Genomic DNA, 18,887 nt, shown 5'->3' with positions numbered 1-18,887 from the left:
TCCCGATACTGGACGAGTGGGCCGCTTCGGGGAAACGGCGGTATCACAGATCCTCAGGCTGACGTTTCGCGAATGACCTGTTCGAGGGTCGTCACGCCCTTGAGCACCTTAAGCCAGCCGTCCATGCGCAGGGTGAGCATGCCCTCGGTAATTGCCGCATCGCGGATGACCTGCACGTCGGCGTTTTGCATCACGAGCTTCTTGAGAGCGGGGATCATGAACATCACCTCGTACAACCCCTGGCGACCCTTGAGGCCCGTGCCGCCGCAGGCGTCACAGCCGTGGCCCTTGAAGAAGGGGATGTCCCCGATGCGCGTGCTGAGCGAAAGGGTGCCAAGATGCGGAAGCGCCTCAGGACTGGCCTTGGCGCGGGCGTTGTTGAGGGCCTCCTCAGTAAAGCGCAGCTCACCGAGCGTGGTCGTGGGCTTCACCTTGGCACCGGTGAGCTCCGCGATGTCGGGGGTGTACTTCACCTTGCACTTGCTGCAGATGCGACGCACGAGACGCTGCGCGAGGATCAGATTGAGCGCCGAGGCCACGTTGAACGGTTCGAGCCCCATGTCGAGAAGCCGAACGATCGTCTCGGGTGCCGAGTTGGTGTGCAGGGTGCTGAGCACCATGTGCCCCGTGAGGGCGGCCTTGATGGCGATGCCGCCGGTCTCGAGGTCACGGATTTCACCGAGCATGATGACGTTGGGGTCCTGACGAAGGAACGCCCTCAGCGCTGCGGCAAACGTCATACCGATTTCGGTGCGCACCAGCACCTGATTGATGCCGTAGAGGTTGTACTCCACGGGATCCTCGGCGGTCATGATGTTGGTATCGCCGGTGTTGATCTTGGAGAGCGCTGAATAGAGCGTGGTGGTCTTGCCTGATCCCGTGGGACCGGTCACCAGTACCATGCCGTACGGATTGGCGATCGCCTCCATGAGCTCCCGCTCCGCGCGGGGCTCAATCCCGAACGTCTCGAGTTCGAGCGTGAGGTTGCCCTTGTCGAGAATGCGCAGCACGACCTTTTCGCCGAAGAGCGTGGGGAGCGTGCTCACCCGGAAGTCGATGACCTTCTTGCCCACCTTGAGCTTGATGCGGCCATCCTGCGGCACGCGGCGCTCGGCGATGTTGAGTGAGGCCATGATCTTGAAGCGTGAGATCAGCGCCGCACGCATCTTCAGGGGGGGCTTCATGACTTCCTGCAGGGCACCATCCACGCGGTAGCGCACCCGCAGTTCGTGCTCGAAGCACTCGAAATGGATGTCGGAGGCGCCCTTGTTCACGGCGTCGACCAGCAGGGCATTGATCAGCTTGACGACCGGTGCTTCGTCGACCTGCGCCGCAAGTACTGTGGCATCGAGGCTGTCTTCCAGGTTCTCCAGCACTTCCACATTGTCGTCGTCCTCGGCGGCGATGTCCTGCAGGAGCGACTGCATGTGAATTTCGCTGGCCTCGTAATGCTTCTCGATGGCCGCGCGCATGGAGTACTCGCCCGCGAGCACGGGGACGATGTCGTACCGCGTGATGAACTTGAGATCGTCGACCACCGACATCGCGGTGGGGTCGGCGATGGCCACCGTGAGCTGCCGCCCGTCTCGCTTGAGTGGCAGTACGGTGTGTTTGGAGGCCAACTCGGCCGGGATGAGCTTGAGCAGGCGGGTATCCACTTCGAACCGCGAGAGGTCGACGGCCGGCATGCGGAACTGCCGAGCCAACATGCGGACGACCTCCGTCTCGGGAACGAGGCCCATTTTGACCACCGTCAGGCCGAGGCGCTGCCCGGGGTTGTTGGACTGCTCCTGCAGTGCCTTGGCCAGATTGTCCTTCGACAGCAGCCCCTCGCGTACGAGGAGATCCCCGAGGCGTTCGGTGGCTCGACCGGAGAGGGGAGCGGCGGGTGCAGCCATATGACTCTGAGTTCCGTCTGGAAGCCGATGGGACGTGGCATGTGGGCGAGGGCCTGTGCTCACCATTTCATGGACGGGGCCGTCCGGAAAACGTCACCAGCGTATCCAGCAAGCGAACCGTGGAGGGGCCGATGCCACGGACGTGACGGAGGTCCTCCGATTGCCGGAAGGGGCCATTACGGAGCCGCCACGCCACGATTCGACTGGCGAGCGCCGGTCCGACCCGCGGAAGTCGCTCGAGCTCCTCGGCTGTGGCCGCGTTCACATCGACCCGCTGCGGTAGGGGCGCGTCATTAGCAGCGAGTGTCGGCGCGGCCGGCTTTCGGCTTAACGAAGCACTTCGCACTCTGGTTTTTCGTTTCTTCGGCGCCCGTTGTGCAGAATCGACGGCCGCGATCTGGGCAGCGAGTGCCCGGCCCGACAGATCGGGGCGCGGGCTCCCGCCGGCTGCCGCCCGGACCTCGCGCTCGAAGCGCTGCACGCCCACGTAGCGCACGCCCCCCGCCACCAGGGCGAGGGTCACCAGGAAGGCGAGAGCGCGGCGTTCGTCGGCAGTGGCCATGGGGCCACCCTAGCTCACTGTCGCCGTCGGTGTGTCATCGCAAGAACGAGCCTTGGATCGATTCTACGGTCCGTCACCGGCGAAGATCACCGACCGCCGCTCAGCGCATCTCCCCCGCAAAGAACCGCAGCTGGAGGACCGCCGAGAAGATGATATTGGACGTCTGGCGGTTGAAGTTGCGATCGAAGTTGAGCACGCGGCTGCCGGTGAGCGTAAAGCTCACCAGCTCCGACAAATCGGTGTTCGCGTTGAGATTGAACGCGCGCCGTCCATTGTTGGTCAGCACGCTCGTCGCGGTCGTGGCGGCCGCCGTACCGGTGGCCACGCTCGTGCCGTTCACGATGCTCGACGTCTCTTCGCTCTGGTACGACACCGACGTGCGCATGAGGCCGTTTCGGGTGTTCCACTTCTTCGGCAGGCGGAACGAGCGGGCCACATCGAACGACATCCGGCGCGTGTCGCCGTTGGTCACTGCGCCGGGGCGCAGGTCCTCGCGTCGCTGATGATCATAGGAGCCGTTGGTACTGAGATTCCCAAGGAATGTCCACGTGATGGTCCCCGAGAGCGGTTGGCTACGCGCAATCGTGCGACTGCGATCGGCGAGACCACCGGTTTCGTTGGGGATGGTCGTCTCCTGCTCCGAAATCACGTAGCGGCCGTTTACGCTGAGCAGGGAGATGATCCGGCGAAGTCGCTGGGGGCGCCAGCTCCAGCGTACGGTGAGGTCGGGACGCGTGAGCTGGGTGCTCGTGATGACCGCCTGGAAGCCATCAAGCGTCCGGCGCGTCCAGGTATCCGTGGTCCCGCTTTCCACCCGCGACTGCAGCGTGAGTGAAAACGGCAGGTTGAGCGACCCGGCAATGGTGCCGCGGCGCAACCGTCCTGCCGTGGTGGCGAGGTTCGAAGTGACCCCGCGATACAGGTCCACACCGCCGAGACCGAACTGATAGCCGAACCCCGGAATGAACGCGGTGTTGTCGTAGTTGGACGTGAGGCTCTGTTGCCACTGGACATCCACCGGAGCAAAGAGGCTCCCCACGCGCCGTAGGAGGGTGCGCTCGGCCGTCCGCGTCGTGATGAAGCGCCCAAGATCAATGGTGGTCCCGAGGTTGAGCGACTGCGCCGCCCCCAACCGCGTGGGCAGGCGGAAGGCACCGGTCGTGTCCTGCTCACGCAGCAGGGCACGCGCGTTGGGATCCTTGTTGAGCGTGAAGTTGCTCGTAAAGTCCACGCGCGGGCGCAGCCACGCCGAGATCGTCGGCGAAAAGTTGAGCGATGACGTGAGCGACCGCTCGCGCTCGAGCCCCAGATTGCTGCCCAACAGCGAGAGGCGCTCGGCGAATGCCGCCTGCCCACGGTCGGTGCTGTCGGGCTGACCTGGGAGGCCACGATAGTCACGCAGATCGAGCAGCTGCCGCGCATTCACCGTCGCATTGAGCGTGGTGATCGGCCGGAACTCGAGGGAGGCCGTGTTCTGCCAGAAGTGGGTCAACCCGTTGGTGACCTGACCCGTGTCCGTGAGTGACGCCGCCGACTTCGTGAACGACGTGGTAGAATTCGCGTTGCGCGCCAACGAGCTGCCCAGACGGAAGGCGGTGGGCGCCCACCGGATGCGCTGGTCGCGGAAGGTGCGGATCCCCTGCGATTCCCGCAGGCGCCGCGGCAACAGGCGGAAGAGCGCATCGACGAACCCGGGCAATCGGCTGTCGCGGGACTCACCCGACAGATTGAGCCCCCCCGAGAGGGCGTAGTTGCTGGTGCTGAGTTCCTGGAAGGCGCTCTGGGAGCCCGAGGTACTCCAGATGCCGTTGAGCGCCAAGCCGTTCACGAGGGGGGCGTACCATCCCTTCTCGAGAGGCGCAGCCCGCCGTAACGACAGACTGTAGTTCACCCGCCGGTCGCGCGGGTTACGCAGCCCGTCGATCCCCTCCGCGCGCACGTCGGACCGGTTGATGAACAGCTGCTGCACCCCACTCGACGCGTAGTCGACGGTGAACGGCATAGAAATGCCGAGTCGTGCCGGCAGCATGCGGTCGAGATGCAGCGTGGTGCCCACGCTGACGCCGCTCGTGGTGAGGAACGAGGGCGTTTCGTTGAGCTGACGGAAGTTGGGATCCCGGCGGCTCACATTCACCCTGAAATCAGCAAGATCACCAGCGTTCATACTGACACCCACTTCGCCAGCGAACCCGATGTCATCGACCACGTCGGTGAGACGAAGATCGTTGACCCAGAGTTCGAGCGTGTCGCCATTCATGATCCCCGAGCCGCCGCGCGCGATACTGTCCACGCGCACCATGCCCACCGAAAGCTCCTGCACACCGGCAAGATTTGGCGGCGTGACGGCAGGATCGGCGCTGTAGACGATGTAGCCGTCTTCACATACGGCGTAGCGGCGCACCTGAAGACCACGAGGCTTGCCCGAGCGCCGAATGAGCTCGAGATCGGCCCCACTGCACTGCACGGAATCGGCGCTGCCGGACAGGAAGGCATTCTCCAGGCGGGCGCGCAGCATCTGGAAGCGCGTGAGGTCCACGCGCACCTCGGGGAGCCACGAACTTTGGCCAGGCCCAGAGTTCACCGGCGTGCGATACATGTAGAAGTTGTGCTCATCACGGCCGATCTTCACGTAGCCGTTGAGCTCTCCCTGCTCTCCCCAGCCGTTGCCGCGACCACGCATCCAGAGGCGCAGCGTGCGGTACCCCATGAACGTCTTGGTGCCTTCGGGGAAGCGGAAGAACGCCTCGGCACGATCGAACGGGCGGAATTGCCGCCCGGGTAAGCCGGCCTGCAAGCGCAGCGCGCGCTCGTTGACCTGGATGCGCTGGTTCTCATAGCCGGACTGCCGGTTCTCTGGTGTTTCCGCGACACCAGGCGGCGCGGTGTACGGCAGGGCGGCGGTGGAGTCCAAGGTGCCCACCACGCTGGCGATCACATAGCCACCGAGCGTTCCGGTGGAGTCGCCGGCCATCCCAGTCAGCGGCTCCGGACCGCGCTTGAGCCATGGCGCTCCCACGAGGCGCAGGCGCGCCAGAGCGATGCGCGTGAAGTCGTCATCGCGGGTCTCGGCGCTCGAGACCATCGTGAGGCGCATGGCGCGCATGCGCCGATCGTTGGGATTGTTGAGCTCCTCGGTGGACGCACGCCAGTTGAGGCGTACCTGCACCCAGCACAGCGAATCCGTGGTGACGCCGGCCGAGGACGAGTCGCGCTGCTGATAGCAGCGTCCCACCCGCGTCCAGTTCTTCCGGTCACCGAGGTCCACGACGAACCGCTTCAGCTGCTCCTGCGCGCCGCTGGGATCGTCGAAGTTGAGCTGACCATCGAGGTCGATGTCCTCTTCGTCGAGACGATTGTTGCGCGCTGTGCAATTGGCTCGGCTGTCGCCGAGCACCTGCACCACCTGAAGTGACTGCGTGCACAGCGGCACACGGTTCTCGACCGTCACCACGGGGGTGGCCCCGGTCCGGTTCACCACCACGAGCGTATCGGCGATGTCACCGGCGATACCCCGATCGTTCTCCACCGCGTTGAAAGCACGAGAGAGCGGGTCACGTTCGGAGTCAAGGCGGTTGTACCCCACCAGACGCTTCCCGCGGAAGGTCGTGTCGACGGGGAGACCGGCGCGCACCGGCGCATTCACCGTGAGGGTTTCCGGCGCGAACGCCACACTGTTCTCGCTCAGATCACCGAAGTCGAAGACGAGCGTGGGATTGCGACGCAGCTTCGACTCTTCCGAGCGAAGGAGCACGAAGAACTCGATGTTTTCGATGCGCGAAAGATCCGCGCCGCTCGGGCTGAGGACCGTACGCAGGGAGCGCCAGCGACGCCCCGACGGCGTGGCCCCGACAAGGCTGTTGTCGCCAATCGTCCAGGCGAAGCGTCGGGTGCCCGTCCCCGGCACGAAATCGAAGACGCCGCCGGTTTTCAGCGGATAGAGCGTCATCCAGAGCAGCTGTTCCGACGGCTGCACGCCACTGCCCACGATGCGAACCGCAGGGTCGATCTGCTGGATGTTGAATTGCGCCAAGTTGCCGGCCGCGTCCACGCCATTGTTCTGGAAGGCCAGCGTTGCCGCGCGATTGAGCGAGAAGACACTGTTGCCCACCGAGGCGAGCGAATTTCCGAGGGCGGGGCGTGCGCCGAAATACCAGGCGCCTTCGGCGAGGGGGATCTGCCGCTCCGCCTCTCCCTCGAAGCTCTCCACGTACGCCTGCCCGGCCGCATTGGGCTGCGGCTTGCTCATCGCGAACTCGCCCTGGAGCGCGATCCGCGAGCGCGTGGTGCTTGTTGGCAGCGGCAACTTGGACACCAGCGACGACAAGGCGGTGGCGTCCCACTGCATGTTGGCGGTCAGTCCGGCTACGAGCGAGCCCACCGGCTCGAAGCCGAGGGGCGGTCGGTTGAGACTCGAGCGCTGCTGCTGCGAAATGGCGGTGAAGGCGATCTGCCCGTTCTCGAGCGGAAACTGCGAGGCGAATCCGAGAATGGTGGTGGGCGCCGCCGCGAACAGCGGATTCTCCTCATAGCGCACCCCCACCTGCCGGGGCCTGGCAAAGAGCGTGTCGGGGCGCGTGAAGTTGATGATGCCGAGATCGTAGTCGATCGTGTAGTCCTTGTCCTTCTCGAGCACACGCCCTTCGACCGACACGCGTTCCGAATTGGGACGGACCTGAATGGTGGAGAGCTTGATGGACTGGCTCTCCCCACCGCCTTCGGAGAGGAAGCTTACGGCCATCCGATAGATGGCCTGTGGCCGCTGGGCCGAATAGATGTACTCGTTGGGATACCGATAGAGGGTATCGTTGGCGGGATTGGCCGCCGGCTGGGCGAGCCCCGCACGCGCGAACGGCTGCAACGACGGGTAGAAGACGAAGTAGTCGGGGATCAGCTTCTGCTGTCCCGTCCCCGAGAAATTGGCCCGAAAGTTGGGGTCGTTCGGGCGTGGCCAGACGCGGTTCTCCACGTCGAATGTGGCCGAGTTGGTGGCCTGCGACAGCCCGAAGAGCTGCAGGTACGTTTCGCCACGCGACGGATCGAGGGGCTTTTCCTGATCGCCCGACGTGCCCGTGACGAGCTTCACCGAGATCGAGTTGCGCAGGAGGTCTTCCCCCCCGAGACGATAGACCGACTTGATCTCGCGGAAGAAGTACCCCGGGTTGTTCGGCTGCAGCTCCGGCTCCCAGAGCAGGTTGGCGAACTGTGGGGCGGTGGTGAACTCGATGTCGGGGGTTCCACCGGTGTTGATGTTGCGCCCGGGCTGCCCGTTCACGTTGACCTCATAGGCCACCGCGAGACGCTCGTTGTTGATATTGAGTGGCCGCACGAGCGCGATCCAGAGCATGGACGGATCCACATAGTAGTCCACGTTCTCGCGCAGCACTTCGTAGATCTGGCGCGATGGATTGCGCGCGCCACGTACGGAGAACTGGGGCCCGCGCGGGTTCTGATTGGCGGCGCCGAGCAGCTGCCGGTACACGTAGAGGCGCACCGGGCGGATGGAGTCGGGGAGCGCCGAAGCAAGCTGGCGCATCTGCTGACGGTTCAGCAGGTCCACATTGGGATAGCCCGGGAGCTGCCGGGGATCGATCGTGAAGAAGAAGCGCCGCGTTTCGATCTGGATGTCTTCGATCACGCGATCGACCTGCTGCTGCGTGCGCTCGCCGACGGTGAAGACGTTGTCCTTGGACACATTGCCCTTCTGCTGCGCCACGATCGACGTGAAGCGCATGGGACCGAACTGCCCGGTGGCCTGCACGCCGTAGTTCCCCGACGGAATGCCCGACGTGAGGAAGCGCGAGTTGGGGGGCTGGAAGGTCACATTGCCCACCTCCAACGTCTGGAGGATCTCGTCGGTCTTGCCCTGATAGCGGACGGAGATGTTGTTCGAGGCGTCGAATTCGCGCTGGGAGTCGTAGTCCACATTCACGAAGACCCGATCGGCCACGACGCCACCGGAGCGTACGTTGAACTGGAAGTCGAAGGCCGGCTGAAAGATGCCGGAGCAGTTGTTGCCGACGATGGTGAGTTGGGCCGTGGTGCAGCGTTCATTGCGGCTGCGCTGGACCTTGGACTCGAGGCGCGAGTTGAGGGAGATGCCGAGGCCTCCGAGATCGTCGAGGAATTCGGCCCCACGGGCAGCCCCGAGGGGGGTGGCCTCGGCACGGCGCGCGGGGGCCAGCGGCACCAACGCCCCGGGGGTGGGGCCGCTGTCGGGGCGGGCGAGCCGAGCGACCGCCGAGGCGTCCGGCGCCGTGCCGGTGGCGGAATCGCTGGGGGTCCCGCGCATGACGGTCCGCGTCCAGCGGGCGGCCAGGCGCTGCTGGCGGAGGCGGATCGCCGCCTGCGCCGCGCGCTCCGCGACCCCTTGCGGGTCAGGACGGACGGCGGGGGAGCGGTCGATCGCTCCGGGCCGGGCGCGGGTCCGCAGCACGAGGGAGTCGCGCAGGAGCCTGGCGGCAGGCGGCAGGGGGATGGGGGCCCGGGCCGGCGCCTCTTGGGCGGTCAGGGGCTCGGGGCCCCAGACGAGCGCCGCGGCCACTACGACCGCGTGAAACAGCCTGCGCACCGAACTCCGATCGTGGGGTACCAGCGGCGTGCCGCCGGGCGTTTGCCCGAGGGACCGCGGTACGGTCTCGAACGACGGGCGCGCCTGGCCAACATCCAAGGCGACGCGCCCTTGCTTATACGGGTGGTCTCCGGGGAATTTACGTCGTGAAGCTCCTTACCCGCTATGTCATCCGCGAGCACGCGGGCCCTCTCGTGTTCGCCCTTTCGGCGCTGACGTCACTGCTCATGCTGCAGTACGTGGCGCGCCAGCTGGCCAATCTGGCCGGCAAGGGACTGCCTTGGGCGGCGATCGGCAAGTTCTTCGTGCTGTCGCTCCCCTTCACCATCGCCATGACGCTCCCCATGGCGGTGCTGGTCGCCACGCTCTACGCCTTCGGCCGCATGGCGGCGGAGCATGAGATCACCGCGTTCAAAGCCAGTGGCGTGCGCGTGCGCTCGCTCATGGCGCCGGTGCTCTTCTGCGCGTTTCTGCTCTCGCTCTTCATGGTCTGGTTCAACGACCAGCTGCTGCCTCGCACCAACCATGCCCTGCGCATCCTGAACAACGACATCGCGAAGACCAAGCCCACGCTGGCGCTGCGCGAACAGGTGATGAATCCCATCACCGAGCAATTCTTCCTGCGGGTCGCGCGGACCGATGCGCGGACCAACCGCCTGTACGACGTCACGATCTACGACCTGCGCAAGGGACCGGAGCGCCAGACGATCTACGCCGACAGCGGCATCTTCCTGCTCGATACCGACGGCGAAGATCTCCAGCTGAAGCTCGACGACGGCTATGCGCAGGAGTTCGTGCGCGGGGACGCGAAGAAGCTGCAGCGGAGTTTCTTCCGTACACAGACGGTGCAGCTCCGCGGGATCGTCAAGCAGTTCGAGGCCACAGCCGAGGACAGCTACCGGGGGGACCGTGAACAATCGGTGTGTCAGATGCACCGGGAGTACATCCGGCAGTCACAGGAGTTCACGCGACTGCGTCAGGAATACATCGGCTACGCGGGGCGCCTCGTAGGTCCCGGCAAGCCGGTGAAGGTGAGCCGTCCGCGCCCCAAGAAGGAGGTGCTGGCCACGTTCTACTGCGAAACGCTGCTGGGCAGCGTGACGGCATTGGTGCTGCCCAAGAAGGCGAAGGCGCAGGGCGCGGTGCAGCCGCCAGCCCAGCCACCGGCCCAGCCACTAGTGATTGCGCCGCCGGTAACGCCGCCGGTACCCGGGTCGGTCACCGGCACGGCGATGCAGGGCACGCCGGTCCTGCCCGATTCGCAGCGCCCCGCCGACAGCGTGGCCGCCGCTGGCATGGCCGCCGCCAACCCACCGGTCCCGGTGCCGACGACGGCCGTGGTGGATACCACCACGGTGTATCAGGGGGCGATGCAGTCGGCGGGCCTGCAGCTGCTGGCCCAGCGCGAGATTCTGGACGGGCTCGCGGTGGAAATCCACAAGAAGTTTGCCCTGTCGTTCGCCTGTCTGGTGTTCGTGCTCTTCGGCCCGCCGATCGCGCTGCGCTTCCCGCGCGGTGGCGTGGGTGTGACGATCGGCGTGAGCATCGTGGTATTCGGCCTCTATTATGTGTGTCTCATGGGTGGCGAGGCGCTCGCCGATAAGGGGCGGCTCCCCGCCTACGTCGCGATGTGGATCGCCAACGTGATCTTCGCTCTGGCCGGCATTGCGCTGCTCTGGCGCGTGGAGAGCACCACCGATACGTCGCGCGGCGGTGGGCTCCGTGACTGGTGGGCCGACCGCAAGGTCCGCCGGCAGCTCGAGCGGGAAAGCCGCACCAGCCGGCCGACGGTGACCCCATGAGTCGCCGCTTCATTACCCCGCTCGATCGCTACATCGCCACGGAGTTCACCAGGATCTTCGGTGTCACGCTCATGGGCTTCCCCGTGCTCGTGTTCGTGATCGACCTCGTGGACAATCTGCGGAAGTACCAAGAGAAGAAGCTCACCATGCAGGCGCTCGCGCTGAGCTACCTGTACTGGATCCCCGACACGCTCTTCATGATCATGCCGGCGGCCGTGCTCTTCGCCACGGTCTTCTCGATCGGCACCTTCACGCGCCATTCGGAGATCACGGCGGCCAAGGCGTCGGGGATCAGCTTCTACCGCTTCATCGCGCCGATTCTGGTCATGGCCACCTTCGCCATGGGGCTCGACCTTGTGTTCAGTGAAGTGGCGCCGCCGGCCAACGCTGAACGGCTCACGCTCCTGGCCGGTGCACAGGGGAGCGCCGACGATGACCGCTACAATTTCGCGTTCGCGGGCGATCAGGGGCGCGTATACCGCATCTACACCCTGAACGTGCGCGGGAAGTCGGTCGACAATATCGAGATCGAGGAGCGGGGGAGCGAGAAACGGCCGGGGCTCCTGATCGCGGCCAAGCGCGGCGACTGGACGCCGAAGCGGGGATGGACCCTGCAGTCGGGGGTCATGCACGTGATCCCCAATGAAACCGCCGACCTGGCGTTCGCCTTCGATTCCCTGATGGACCGCAGTCTCAAGGAAACGCCGCAAGAACTGCGCGCCACCGATCGGGACCCGAGCGAGATGCGCTTCGCTGAACTCACGCGCTTCATCCGCGCAATGGAACGCTCTGGGGCCGACGTGAACACGCTGCGCGTGGAGCGGATGCTGAAGATCGCCATTCCGGTCACCTGCCTCATCATTGCGTTGTTCGGCGCCCCGCTGGCGACCAGCTCGCAGCGTGGCGGTGCGGCCTACGGCATTGCGGTCAGCCTCGCGACCACGGTGTTCTTCCTCGTGATGATCCAGCTCACCAAAGCGATCGGTGGCAAGGGGCTGATGACGCCGGAGGCCGCGGCATGGATTCCCAATCTCCTCGTGGGCATCTTTGGTATCGTGATGCTGGCCCGAGTCCGAACCTGACCCCCCGAATGCCCATGCTGCCGCGCGCGATCCTGCGCCCCCTCTCCTTACGCTCCGCACGCTGATGCCGGTGGCCTATACCGTTGGGCTGGCGCAGCGTCGCGTGGCTGGCGTGCTGCAGGCATTCGGCAAGCGCGCCTATTTCGCGCGGGACATCGTGCGCGGGGTGCGCGACCCCGGCACTTGGGTGCCCGAGGCGATCCGCCAGATGAAGAACATCGGCGTGGACTCGGTGCCGCTAGCGGTCATCGTGGCCGCCTTCCTGGGTGGCGTCACCGCGTTCCAGACACGCTACCAGCTCTTCCCCGGCGTGCAGATGTCGGTGGTGGGGTTGATCGTGCGGCAGTCGATCGTGCTCGAACTGGGCCCGCTGCTGACGGCGCTGGTACTCACGGGGCGCGTGGGCGCCCGCATGACGGCGGAAATCGGTACGATGCGCGTGACCGAGCAGATCGACGCGCTCGAAACGCTGAGCTTCGATCCGGTGGCCTACCTGGCCCTGCCCCGGATCATTGCCGGGCTGGTGATGTTGCCGGTCCTCACGGTGCTGGCCAACGCCACGGCGATCTTCAGCGCGTGGGCCACGCTCGTGATTGCGACCGATGTGCGCACCGACGACTTCGTGGCCGGTCTGCGCCTCGCGTTCACGGCCTTTCAGGTGGTGTACTCGCTGATCAAGGCGTTCTGCTTCGGCGCGGCGATCTCCTTCGTCTGTTCGTACCAGGGGTACGTCACGGAAGCCGGCGCTGAAGGCGTGGGCCGGTCGACGGCGCTCGCCGTGGTGATCGCTTCCGTATCCATTCTCGTGCTCGACGCCATCGTCGCGGCCGTGTTGGCTCCGTTCATTCAGGCGTGAGCCTGTCTTCCCATCAGATATGACCACGAAACGACGAGACGAACTGCTGGTAGGCCTCCTGCTGATGGTGGCGATCGCGCTGGCGCTTGGCGGCACGATCTGGATTGCCCGCGGCGGCCTGTCGAAGGGCTACACCATGCATGCGCGCTTCCCGTGGGGCGCGGGACTCAAGCAGGGGCAGCCGGTGCTGCTCGCCGGGGTCCAGGTGGGCTTTGTCGAGAAGGTGGAGCTCATTCCCGACGGCACGCTCGATGTCACGATGCAGGTGCAGGATCAGTACCGGATCCCGAGCGGTACCACCGCCTCGGTGGAAGCCAACGGCATCTTCGGCGACATGCTGATTGCGTTGACGCCCGTGAAGGGGGTGGAGGGTAAGCTTCCCCCCGGCGACACGATCCCCACGGGCCCCGGGTCACCGGGAGTGGGGCAGCTGCTCGAGAAGGGGGATTCGATCGCCCTCAATGTGCGCGCAATCACCGATGAAACGCGCGGCCAGTTCGTGGAGGGGGGCGGCATGAAGGATGTGCGCCAGACGGTGGCCGACCTCACGAAGCTCGTGTCCCAGCTCAGTCAGATCAGCGCCGAGCAGTCGCGTCAGCTCACGCTCACGCAGGCGCAGCTGCGCAAGACGCTGTCGTCGGTGGACAGCGCGAAAGTGGACTCGACCCTCGTGAACCTTCGGGCCACGAGCGCGAGTTTCGAGCAGCTCTCACGCGACTTCCGAGAAACGAACGCGCAGGTGCAGTCGCTGGTGGCCAAGGTAAACAACGGCCCCGGCACGGCCGGGAAGTTGATGAACGACCCCTCGGTGTACGCGCGCGTGGATACACTGCTGGCGCGTCTCGACTCACTGGCGATCGACCTGAAACGGAATCCGAGGAAGTACATCAACCTCAAGATCTTTTGATAGAGGAAAGGGCGCGCCTGACGGCGCGCCCTTTCGCTTTACACGGGAGGAAGCAAGAAGAGGGCTGTCGGGGGAAGGAGGACGTGGCTTCGCTCTTCCTCCTGATCGTCTTCCCCCTGCTCCCTCCCTTGTCAACAAAAAGCGGGGGCGCGTCCAAAGGACGCGCCCCCGCAATTCCTTACCCTACCGCCTCGCTCAGAACGCGAAGCGCAGGCTCGCCTGGATCTGGTAGAACTGCGTGAAGTTGATCGGCGAGAAGCTCGGGTTGAACGTGTTCGCAAACGTCACCTGCGGGACCTGCGTGGCCGCGTCGGCGCTGCTCATGCTCTGCACTTCGAGCAGCGTGGCGTTGCCGTTGCCGGTCGCGGAGCGGACCTTGCCCCACTTGCTGTTGAGCAGGTTGGCCACGTTGAAGATGTCGAGGCGGAAGGAGACCTTCTCACCCGTCACCGACGGGAGCTGCTGCTCGATGGTCGCGTCGAAGCGGGTGAACATCGGGTTGCGGCACGACGTGGGGTCCATGATGCGACCGCGCTGGCTCTCGAGGCAGCTGTTGTTCTTGATGAACGTGTCGAGCAGCGCTTCCTGCTGCGCGGCCGTGACCGTCGCTGCACCCGAGCCGCGGTTCACGAAACGGAGCTTCGGATCGCCCACACCCGTGGGGATGTAGATCGGATCGTTGGCGTTCGAGCCGTCACCGTTCTGGTCGCCGCGGCCACCCGCGCCACCGTAGACGAACGCGTACGGGGTACCCGACTGCATGCTGTAGTAGAACGTGAAGCTCGTCTGGTTGCTCTTCCACGGCGCCGTGTAGGTGCCGTTGATGAGCAGGCGATGCGGCTGGTCGAAGAGCGACGTGTTGAGCGGCTGGTCGCCCTGCTGGCCCGAGTACACGCGGCCGAACTGCCAGTTGGAGAGCGCCACCGACGACGTCAGGTCGGACACCGCGTACGCCTTGCTGTAGGTGTACGCCACGCCGCCCTCGAAGCCGCCCTCAAAGCGCTTCCGGAGCTGCCCGGTCATGCTGTAGCTGTAGTCCTTGCTCTGATTGGAGAGCAGCAGGACGTTGTCGAACGCCGCCTGCGGACGCGCGATGACCGGCACGCCGTTCGCGCCGATCGGCGAGAACGCGGTGCGCCCGTCGGCCGCGGTGTAGCTGGTGTTCGAAATGTTGATGTTGGTGTAGAAGAAGCTGTTGATGCTGCGCGAGTACAGACCTTCGACCGTGGCGACCACGTTGCCCGGGAGCTTGCGGTCGTAGCCGAAGGTGGCGCGGAGCAGCTGCGGGAACTTGAGGTCGGGCTCGGCGAGGTTCACGTTGCCGAACGCCGTGGCGTTGTCGAGGCTACGCCCCGGGAGGCCACCCGTGCGGGGGCCGCATCCGCGCGGCGCGACCGGGTTCGGGTTGAACGTCGGCGACACGCCGTTGTTGGCGGCCACACCAGCACCGCAGCTGATCTGCGCGAGACCCACGCCGGTGTTCTGGTACTGGTTCGACATCCACACGTAGGCGGGGATACCCTGGAAGAGACCGGCGCCACCGCGGACCTGGTTCTTCTGATCGCCCGTCGCATCCCAGTTGAAGCCCACGCGCGGCGACCACTGCAGGTTGCCCGAGGGGAGCTGGCGGGTGTCGTAGCCGAACGCGTCCTGCACGCGCGGGGCGTACGACGGCTCGGTGAAGAACATCGGCACGTCGAGACGCAGACCGTAGGTCACCGTGAGGCGCGGGGTGACGGTCCACTGGTCCTGCACGTAGCCGGCGAGCTGCGCCGAGGTGAACTGCGCCGCCACGTCGCCGCCGAGCGATCCGGAGCCGAGGAACGAGTTGGCGAGACCGTTGCCGACGAACACCGACAGCGAGTCGAACGTGTAGTTGCCGTACGAATTCTGCAGGAAGGCGTTGTAGGCCTTGTAGATCTCGTTGCGGGTACCGATCGACACCAGGTGGTTGCCGAGCGGCATCGTGAAGTTGTTCGAGATTTCGTACAGGTCTTCGCGCAGCTCATTACCCTGCGAGCTGTTTTCGGTACCGGCACGGAACCCGATCCCTGACCCACGGCCACCGATGTTCTGGATGGTGATCATGGGCGCGATCACGTCCGGGTTACGCTTGAAGCGGGTGTTGGTCAGGCCAACGGTGAACTCGTTGGAGAACCCATTCGAGAAGTTCGAGAAGACCTGCGCCACGACCTGGTTGGACTTTTCGGTGCGCTCGAAACCGTTCGACGTGAAGGCGAACGTGCCGAGCGACCGCGAGAAGTCGAAGCCCTTCTGGTCGTTGTAGATGTTGCGGAGCACCATGCGGTGCTTGTCGTTGATCTGGTAGTCGAGACGAACGAAGGTGTTCAGCAGCGGGTTGACGTTCTGCTGGACGCCCACGCCGCCGGCGGCGATGCCGTAGCTCGACAACTTGTTCGTGAACGAGTCGATCTGCGCCTGCGTGATGCGGGCGGTGGCGACGGGGGAGTTCACCAGCCCGTTCGGCGCCGAGGGATCGAAGAACGGACCGGAGGCCGGCGAGTTCTGATCGCTCGTTTCGACGGTGGCAAAGAAGCGGAGCTTGTTCTTGAAGATCGGGCCGCTGAGCGAAGCGCCGAGCTGGCGACGCAGGAACGGCGCGTTGCGCAGGAACGCCGTGTCGCGACCCATCTGCTGGTCGCGGTAGTACACGAACGCCGAGCCGTGGAACTCGTTGGTGCCCGACTGCGTCACGGCGTTGATGAGCGCACCGGTGAAGTTGCCCTGGCGCACGTCGTACGGCGAGACGAGGATCTGGAATTCCTTGATGGCGTCGAGGGGCAGCGCACGGCCACCGACCTGCGCGCCGACCGTGGGCGACGCCCCGAGACCGAAGCGGTTCGCGAGCGACACACCGTCGATCTGGATGTTGTTGAAGCGGTTGTTCTGGCCAGCGGCAGAAATGCGGCCGTCGGTCGACACGTTCACCTGCGGCGAGTTGCGCGCAAGGTCCGTGAGGTCACGGTTGAGCGTGGGGAGGCGGCGCGTGAGCGTGTCCGAGAGGACCGTCTGCGCGCCAGTGCGGGTGGCGGCGAAGTCGGCCGTCGCGGCCGCGGCGCGGGTCGTGACGCCGGCGAGCTGCGCGACCTGATCTTCGAGGTCGATGTCGAGGCGCGTGGTCTGCGTGAGGCTGACCGTGACCGCGGGCGCCGTGTACTGCTTGTAGCCGATGCGGCGCACGTTGACGGTGTACTGGCCCACTTCGAGGTTGGGCACGAAGTAGCGACCGTTGTCGCGCGTGATGGCGCCCGTGCGGGCGCCGTTCGACTTGTTGACGACTTCGATCTGCGCGTTGGCGATCGGCGCCTTCTTCGAGTCGGAGACGGTCCCGGCGATGGCGCCGGTCGTCGTCCCCTGCGCCAGCACCGGCGCGGAGGGGGTCAGTGAGAGGCCGAGCACCGCGACCGCGGTTCCGAGCCAACGTGAGATTCGCATGGTTTTTGTGGAGGGTAAGGCGTCTGTACCCGGGGCGTTTCCGCAAACGGGAACAACTATGAATGGCGCAAGGCCGTCATAGTCGCAAAAGTTAGGGAGGCCCGGTTTTCGGGGCAACCGGAACGGGCCCGACTTTGTAACGGGCGTGCCACATCGAGGGGGGGGTGGGCGCGCCTACAGCTCAGCCCCGGCGACCGACCGTTGCGTAGAACACCGGCACCCCCAGCAGGATCACGCCGAACACGCCGAGGGTTGGCACACGCTGCGCGGGGTCCATCAGGGCGTTCCCCAGCAGGAACAGGACGGCGAGGCAAAACAGCGCCGGGACGACGGGGTACAGCGGCGTTCGGACCGGCGGGTTCCAATCGGGGCGCCGGCGCAACTTGAACACCGCCCCGATCGACAGGATGTAGAAGACCAGCGAGGCGGTCACGAAGATGTCCGCCAGCTGTTCGAAGCTGCGCAGCAGTACGAAGGCCACCCCCAGCGCGCCCGTCATGAGAATCGCCACATACGGGGTCTTGAAGGTGGGGTGCACCTTGGCCACGGCCTTGAAAAAGAGCCCGTCATCCGCCATCGCAAAGAAGATGCGTGGGCCGGTCAGCAGCGAACCGTTGACCGACCCGAAGGTGGAGAGCAGCACCGTCAGCGACACGAGCGTCACGCCGATCGGGCCGATCAGGCGGAGCGCCACATCAGCGGCCACCAACGGGGCCCGGCGCATCTCCTCGACCGAGAGGACCGACAGGTAGGCGATGTTGGCCAAGAGATAGATCGCGATGATCGCCACGGTGCCGATCACGATCGCGCGCGGCAGGGTGCGCTCGGGGTCCTTCACCTCACCGGCCACCTTGCTGAGGTCCCCCCAGCCGTCGAAGGCCCAGAGCACCGAGACGAGCGCCAGGCCAAAGGCTGACACCGAGAAGCTTCCTGGCGGGGTAGCGGGGGTGAAGTGCCCCCCGGTCCGGGGCAGCCCGAGGGCGAGCGCCAGGAGGACGATGATCACCAGGCCGCCATACTTGGCCACGGTCGTGATGTTCTGCACGAGCGAGCCCCACTTGAGCCCGACCACGTTGATGGTGGCCATCAGCACCAGGGCGCCAGCCGCGATGTAGTGGGCATAGGCATCATAGGGGGCGATGCTGGGGTCGATCCCCATGGCTCGCAGGAAATACTGGGCGAAGGTCAGGGAGATCCCCCCGAGCGCCGCGGCGCGGATGAGCGTGAACTCGGCCCACCCGTACAGAAACGCGGGCAGGCGCCCCCACGCTTCACGGATGTACACGAAGTAGCCACCAGTGCGCGGCATCGCGCCGGCGAGTTCGGCGAGGGTGAGCGCTCCGCAGAGGGCAAAGAGCCCACCTACCGTCCACACCGCCATGAGCGGGAGGGGGCCGGGCAGCTTGTCGGCGATGCCAGCGGGGGACCGGAAGATGCCGGAGCCGATGGTGGTGCCGACCAACACGGCGATGGCGCTCCAGAGACCAAGGGAGCGGGGAAGTTCACCGGGAGCGGCGGCGGCGTTCGGGGGAGCCGCGGGCGAAGGAGCGGGGGCGTTGGCCATGGTCGCTATGCTAGCCTGCGGGACGGGGGTTCACCACCTCGGTACACCGCCTAGTTTTCTTCTGGACATGAACTCCCCGATGGACTGCTGGCGCTTCGGCATGCAGTCCGTCGCGCAGTCGCTTCTGCAGTCACCCACATGCTGGCATCTCCTTTGTCGTCCGCCCTCTTCTGGAGCGGTGTCGCGATCTGC

General features: G+C 65.6%; 9 protein-coding genes. 4 read left to right on the top strand and 5 right to left on the bottom strand.

Features of this window, described 5'->3' with window-relative positions; genetic code table 11:
- Positions 1 to 53 precede the first annotated feature (53 nt).
- The 3 genes from ACIQ51_RS07945 to sprA form a co-directional block, all read right to left on the bottom strand.
- Complete coding sequence (locus ACIQ51_RS07945; RefSeq protein ID WP_396204498.1) at positions 54 to 1,898, bottom strand: GspE/PulE family protein; 1,845 nt, start codon at positions 1,896 to 1,898, stop codon at positions 54 to 56.
- Between the two features lie 67 nt (positions 1,899 to 1,965).
- Positions 1,966 to 2,460: a ComEA family DNA-binding protein gene (locus ACIQ51_RS07940; RefSeq protein ID WP_396204497.1), complete on the bottom strand. Its 495-nt coding sequence runs from the start codon at positions 2,458 to 2,460 to the stop codon at positions 1,966 to 1,968.
- A gap of 100 nt (positions 2,461 to 2,560) precedes the next feature.
- Positions 2,561 to 9,028 (bottom strand): cell surface protein SprA, encoded by a 6,468-nt coding sequence (gene sprA, locus ACIQ51_RS07935; protein ID WP_396204496.1) that lies wholly within the window; start codon positions 9,026 to 9,028, stop codon positions 2,561 to 2,563.
- 146 nt (positions 9,029 to 9,174) lie between these two features.
- On the opposite strand from sprA, the gene ACIQ51_RS07930 reads away from it, so the two are divergent.
- The 4 genes from ACIQ51_RS07930 (at position 9,175) to ACIQ51_RS07915 (ending at position 13,675) form a co-directional block, all read left to right on the top strand.
- Positions 9,175 to 10,830, top strand: coding sequence for an LptF/LptG family permease (locus ACIQ51_RS07930; protein WP_396204495.1), 1,656 nt, complete (start codon positions 9,175 to 9,177; stop codon positions 10,828 to 10,830).
- Positions 10,827 to 11,912, top strand: coding sequence for an LptF/LptG family permease (locus ACIQ51_RS07925; protein WP_396204494.1), 1,086 nt, complete (start codon positions 10,827 to 10,829; stop codon positions 11,910 to 11,912). Before ACIQ51_RS07930 ends, ACIQ51_RS07925 begins: the two co-directional genes overlap by 4 nt.
- A 64-nt stretch (positions 11,913 to 11,976) precedes the next feature.
- A complete protein-coding gene (locus tag ACIQ51_RS07920; protein WP_396204493.1) occupies positions 11,977 to 12,768 on the top strand; it encodes an MlaE family ABC transporter permease in 792 nt (263 codons plus the stop codon).
- 19 nt (positions 12,769 to 12,787) lie between these two features.
- Positions 12,788 to 13,675, top strand: a complete 888-nt coding sequence (locus ACIQ51_RS07915) for an MlaD family protein (protein WP_396204492.1) — start codon at positions 12,788 to 12,790, stop codon at positions 13,673 to 13,675.
- A 195-nt stretch (positions 13,676 to 13,870) separates the two neighbouring features.
- On the opposite strand, the gene ACIQ51_RS07910 is transcribed toward ACIQ51_RS07915, so the two are convergent.
- Together ACIQ51_RS07910 and ACIQ51_RS07905 are read right to left on the bottom strand one after the other, a co-directional pair.
- Complete coding sequence (locus tag ACIQ51_RS07910; protein WP_396204491.1) at positions 13,871 to 17,131, bottom strand: carboxypeptidase regulatory-like domain-containing protein; 3,261 nt, start codon at positions 17,129 to 17,131, stop codon at positions 13,871 to 13,873.
- 181 nt (positions 17,132 to 17,312) lie between these two features.
- Positions 17,313 to 18,695 (bottom strand): amino acid permease, encoded by a 1,383-nt coding sequence (locus ACIQ51_RS07905; RefSeq protein WP_396204490.1) that lies wholly within the window; start codon positions 18,693 to 18,695, stop codon positions 17,313 to 17,315.
- Positions 18,696 to 18,887 lie beyond the last annotated feature (192 nt).

It is taken from the genome of Gemmatimonas sp., assembly GCF_044344655.1.
GTDB lineage: Bacteria > Gemmatimonadota > Gemmatimonadetes > Gemmatimonadales > Gemmatimonadaceae > Gemmatimonas.
The sequence above is the reverse complement of the archived record's forward strand: the minus strand, read 5'-3'. Positions and strand labels throughout refer to the sequence as shown.

What these genes read in the sequence shown, in the direction of transcription:
- ACIQ51_RS07910 (WP_396204491.1), bottom strand. Translation starts at nt 17,131, where the DNA reads ATGCGAATCTCACGTTGGCTCGGAACCGCGGTCGCGGTGCTCGGCCTC.
- ACIQ51_RS07940 (WP_396204497.1), bottom strand. Translation starts at nt 2,460, where the DNA reads ATGGCCACTGCCGACGAACGCCGCGCTCTCGCCTTCCTGGTGACCCTC.
- ACIQ51_RS07925 (WP_396204494.1), top strand. Translation starts at nt 10,827, where the DNA reads ATGAGTCGCCGCTTCATTACCCCGCTCGATCGCTACATCGCCACGGAG.
- ACIQ51_RS07915 (WP_396204492.1), top strand. Translation starts at nt 12,788, where the DNA reads ATGACCACGAAACGACGAGACGAACTGCTGGTAGGCCTCCTGCTGATG.
- ACIQ51_RS07905 (WP_396204490.1), bottom strand. Translation starts at nt 18,695, where the DNA reads ATGGCCAACGCCCCCGCTCCTTCGCCCGCGGCTCCCCCGAACGCCGCC.
- ACIQ51_RS07945 (WP_396204498.1), bottom strand. Translation starts at nt 1,898, where the DNA reads ATGGCTGCACCCGCCGCTCCCCTCTCCGGTCGAGCCACCGAACGCCTC.
- ACIQ51_RS07920 (WP_396204493.1), top strand. Translation starts at nt 11,977, where the DNA reads ATGCCGGTGGCCTATACCGTTGGGCTGGCGCAGCGTCGCGTGGCTGGC.